The 3,853-nt window shown below is 58.4% G+C and carries 4 protein-coding genes; all 4 read left to right on the forward strand.

Going from position 1 to position 3,853, the window contains the following annotated elements; translation table 11 throughout:
- Positions 1 to 297: 297 nt before the first annotated feature.
- The 4 genes from murB to rpsI all read left to right on the forward strand — a co-directional run bounded on the left by murB (position 298) and on the right by rpsI (position 3,485).
- Positions 298 to 1,176, forward strand: a complete 879-nt coding sequence (murB, locus tag H5U08_RS12465) for a UDP-N-acetylmuramate dehydrogenase (RefSeq protein WP_297033527.1) — start codon at positions 298 to 300, stop codon at positions 1,174 to 1,176.
- Between the two features lie 294 nt (positions 1,177 to 1,470).
- On the forward strand, positions 1,471 to 2,301 hold the full coding sequence (locus H5U08_RS12470; RefSeq protein ID WP_297033529.1) for a hypothetical protein: 831 nt from the start codon (positions 1,471 to 1,473) through the stop codon (positions 2,299 to 2,301).
- A gap of 230 nt (positions 2,302 to 2,531) precedes the next feature.
- Complete coding sequence (rplM, locus tag H5U08_RS12475) at positions 2,532 to 2,999, forward strand: 50S ribosomal protein L13 (RefSeq protein WP_366494513.1); 468 nt, start codon at positions 2,532 to 2,534, stop codon at positions 2,997 to 2,999.
- A gap of 63 nt (positions 3,000 to 3,062) precedes the next feature.
- On the forward strand, positions 3,063 to 3,485 hold the full coding sequence (gene rpsI, locus H5U08_RS12480) for a 30S ribosomal protein S9 (RefSeq protein WP_297033532.1): 423 nt from the start codon (positions 3,063 to 3,065) through the stop codon (positions 3,483 to 3,485).
- The last annotated feature ends 368 nt before the right edge of the window (positions 3,486 to 3,853 follow it).

Raw genomic sequence — 3,853 nt, forward strand, 5'->3', positions numbered from 1 at the left:
ATAGCCTGCCATGCGCACACGTCGCTGGTGTGCCGGGGTGTTGCTATCCCGTAGAATCGACCATTCACTGGATCCAGGACAGGCCAGCGGGGCAACTGCCGCACTGATCGCCAGCCGGCCTGCTCGCCACGTGCTCATTGTAATCTACCGGACTTTCCGAGTGGCTCGCAATTGCCACTCAACACTGTGGGGCGAGGGGGCGGACCCGTGCTCCGAAACCCCCTTCGATTGGGGCAGTCGAATTGAGTAGAATTGGACAATCAAGCTAAACGGTCAGAATCCAAAAGGAGTCTGCGAATGTCGAGGTGGAAAGGACTTGAAAGGATTGTCCGAGAGCAGGAGCCGCTGGCCATGCACACGTGGCTGGGGGTTGGGGGACCGGCGGAATTTTACGCCCAGCCACGCAACCAGGACGAATTGATCGATATTGTCCAGCGGGCAAACCAGGAAAACATCCCTGTGCGCATCCTTGGTAACGGTTGCAATGTCCTGATTCGGGACGAGGGAGTCCCCGGGCTGGTCATCCATCTCGATCATCCCGCTTTTGCGGACATTCGGGTCGTGGAAAATTCGGTATTGGCCGGAGGTGGGGCGAGTTTGCCAAAGTTGGTCACCACCTCCGTGCACGAAGGACTGGCCGGTCTGGAAGTCCTTACGGCAATCCCGGGCACGGTAGGGGGAGCAGTCCGCGGGAACGTGGGAGCCCATGGCGGGGATATCGGCCAATGGGTCGCAGAGGTGACGGTTGTCACCCATGGAGGGGAGATCGTGGTCCGCCCACGCAATGAGATTGTTTTCGGTTACCGCCGAACCAGCCTTGATGACCTGGTCATCCTCCAGGTGCGGTTCGAGCTGCAACCGGAGGAACCCCGCGAACTGGCACGACGACTTCAAAAACTCTGGATTGTGCGCCGTGCTGCCCAGCCGCTGGGACACCAGGCGTCCGTCCGGGTCTTTCGAGATCCGCGGGGGACCGCCGCGTCCGAACTGATCGAGGCCGCTGGTCTTAAAGGCACGCGAATCGGCGGGGCTGTGGTCTCTGACCGAAACGCCAATTTCATTGTTGCCGAACCGGGTTGTACCACGGCCGATATTCTCCGATTGATCGATCTCATCCGAACACAGGTTTCCAATCGCCTGGGCGTTAATCTCGAACTGGAGTTGGAAATCTGGTAGGGTGGTTTTGCTCCGGGCTGTGCTCGCCTGATCATTTTCCGACACGCCCCCGCGGTCGGCGTTCACAGGCACTTTGCGCGACTTCTGTGACGATTGTTCTTGAAACACGACCATCAACGTCTCTGGTCAAGTCCTGTATATCGTGCAGCCGAATGACGTGTGGGGAGGTTCTGCGCGCGGGGCCGGTCATCCTGTCCGGCTTTTATGGGAAAATCGACTTCGTTGAAAGCCACAATGGCCAGATCAAAACCGAAAAAAGGGCAAGCGAACGAGTCTGAGCGCCATAGTTCCCCAATGGTGCGCGGGGTTCGCTGGTTGGCTGTCTGGGGATTCCTGGGCGTGCTGGCCTTCATTGCAACACGAATTTTGTGGGACGGACACCGAGACGCGTTGCTTGCCGATCCGCGATTTCACCTAGTTCCCGAAGAGATTGAAGTGGGCTCCCTTCCGCCGTGGATTCACCAGGACCCTCGACCCGAGTTCCTTCTGGATGCCGCTCAAGGTGGGGCACTCTCCCTCGCTGATCGGGACTGCTTGGAGAAGCTCGTCACCGCCATTGAAAAGCATCCGTGGGTGAGTCGTGTCGCCCGGGCGGAGAAGCGTTTTCCCGGGGGAGTGGTTGTACAACTGGAATGGCGGCGACCCGTGGCGATGGTCCGCGTTCCAGGAGGGCTTCTGCCCGTCGACGAGACCGGGGTTCTCTTGCCCACGCGCGACTTCACCCCACTGGAAGCCTCTCGATACCCACGAATTGAGGGTGTCGAATCGGTACCGCGAGGACCCGCGGGCACTCCCTGGGCAGATCCTCTCGTGAAACACGGGGCGAGTCTTGCTGCTCGCCTGCTTCCCGTGTGGGCCAAGTACCAGTTTCGATCGATCATGCCACTGCAGGAAAGCTCTGGGGCCCGGGATCCTCAATTCCAGATCCTAACAAGAGAAGGCAGTGTTATCCTGTGGGGTGATGTAGGAAACGGGGGGACGGACGACGCGCGAACCGTGAAGAAGTTGCAATGGCTTGAAGAATACTATCGCGAGCATGGCTCCTTTGCGGGGCTGGACGGTCCGTTGGTCATCGATCTGCGTTCGGCCAAGCCCCAAATCAAGGCCAGAGATTCAGTCCCGTGATGATCGCCGGGGTGACCGTCAGGCGGCGGTACCCCTTGGCACGGGAATAGTTCCCCGCTAAATTAAGCTTTTCCGGAACGTTACGAAGCCCGCGCGAGATCAGTCTTCCTGCACCCCGCAAGTTAGATGTGAAATTTTTGGTGCGTCGCGTCGGGTGGCCTTTTGGAAGTTCCCGTTTGTCCCAGGATCAGGTGCGAACGGGGGACATCATGAGGAAGAAACTGGCCGTGATAAAAAGCTATCTGGCGAAACCCGGTTCGTTGAAGCCGAAGTGGTATGTTGTGGATGCGACCGACAAGGTGGTCGGTCGACTGGCGTCCGATATTGCCACAATTTTGATGGGGAAACATCGGCCGACTTATACCCCCCACGTGGACACAGGGGATTACGTCATCGTCACAAATGCCGAAAAAGTGGTATTCACCGGCAAGAAGTGGGAGCAGAAAGAGTACACCTGGTACACGGGGTTTCCTGGACTGCGCTCAGAGACGGCGGCCGAGCGAAAGGAAAGGAAGCCCGAAATGATCCTCTACGAGGCGGTTCGCCGAATGCTTCCGAAGAATCGGCTTGCCAAAAAGATGCTACGCAAGCTCAAGATTTATGCCGGGCCGGAACATCCCCATCAGGCTCAGCAGCCCACGCCGATCGAACTCGGTGTCAAACAAAAAGGGCGATTTCGTCGATTTTTGCCGGTGTAACTCTGGTGATCAGCAAGGCGATATTCATCGACTTGAGGAATCAACTCGACGGGTTAAAAAGATATGGTGAAGAAAGTCGTCATTGAGGGCAAAGGGACGAACGATTTTCTGGGAACCGGACGTCGCAAGGCGACGGCTGTGGCCCGGGCAAGGATTCGGCCTGGGCAGGGGCGGATCGCTGTCAACGGCCGGGCCCTGGAAGATTACTTCCCCAACGAGCTGTATCAGAAGCGGGTGCTTCAACCATTGGAGCTCACCGGCCGTCTGGAGAGCGTGGATGTCATTCTTCGCGTGGCAGGCGGTGGGATTTCGGGCCAGGCGGATGCGTGCAAACTGGCCATCGCTCGCGCCCTTCTTCGGATGGACCCCGAGTTGCGGCAGACGCTCCGTGACGCAGGACTGTTGACCGCGGATGGCCGGAAGAAGGAACGGAAGAAGTACGGCCTTCATGGTGCCCGTCGCGGAACGCAATTCTCCAAACGGTGAGTCGCAGCTGGCCACCGTTCTGCCGCCCCAGGCTTTCTCAAGAAAATTTTCTCAACTGCCGAACCTTCCGCTCATTGTAGCGTAGAGTATAAAAGCATAGCCCACCTCCTTCGACGATCGGCCGCGCTGGCCCCCACCGGTGCGGCCGATTTCGTTTTTTTCACCCCGCCCCAGCCGGTCGCCAGTCTCATTTGCTTGACGCCGACGGCTTTCCCTCTGCAAAAAGTGCCGAGGCGCCTCCGGGGCAAAACGCTTTCCCTGCTACTTCGTGGGGTTAACGAGAATCCCCATGAAGGGGGCATGGTGGTGATAAGGCTTGACAAGGATGTCCAAATCGCCGTCACCATCGACGTCTGCCAGACGCCCTT

Source organism: Thermogutta sp. (genome assembly GCF_014359955.1).
Lineage (GTDB): Bacteria > Planctomycetota > Planctomycetia > Pirellulales > Thermoguttaceae > Thermogutta.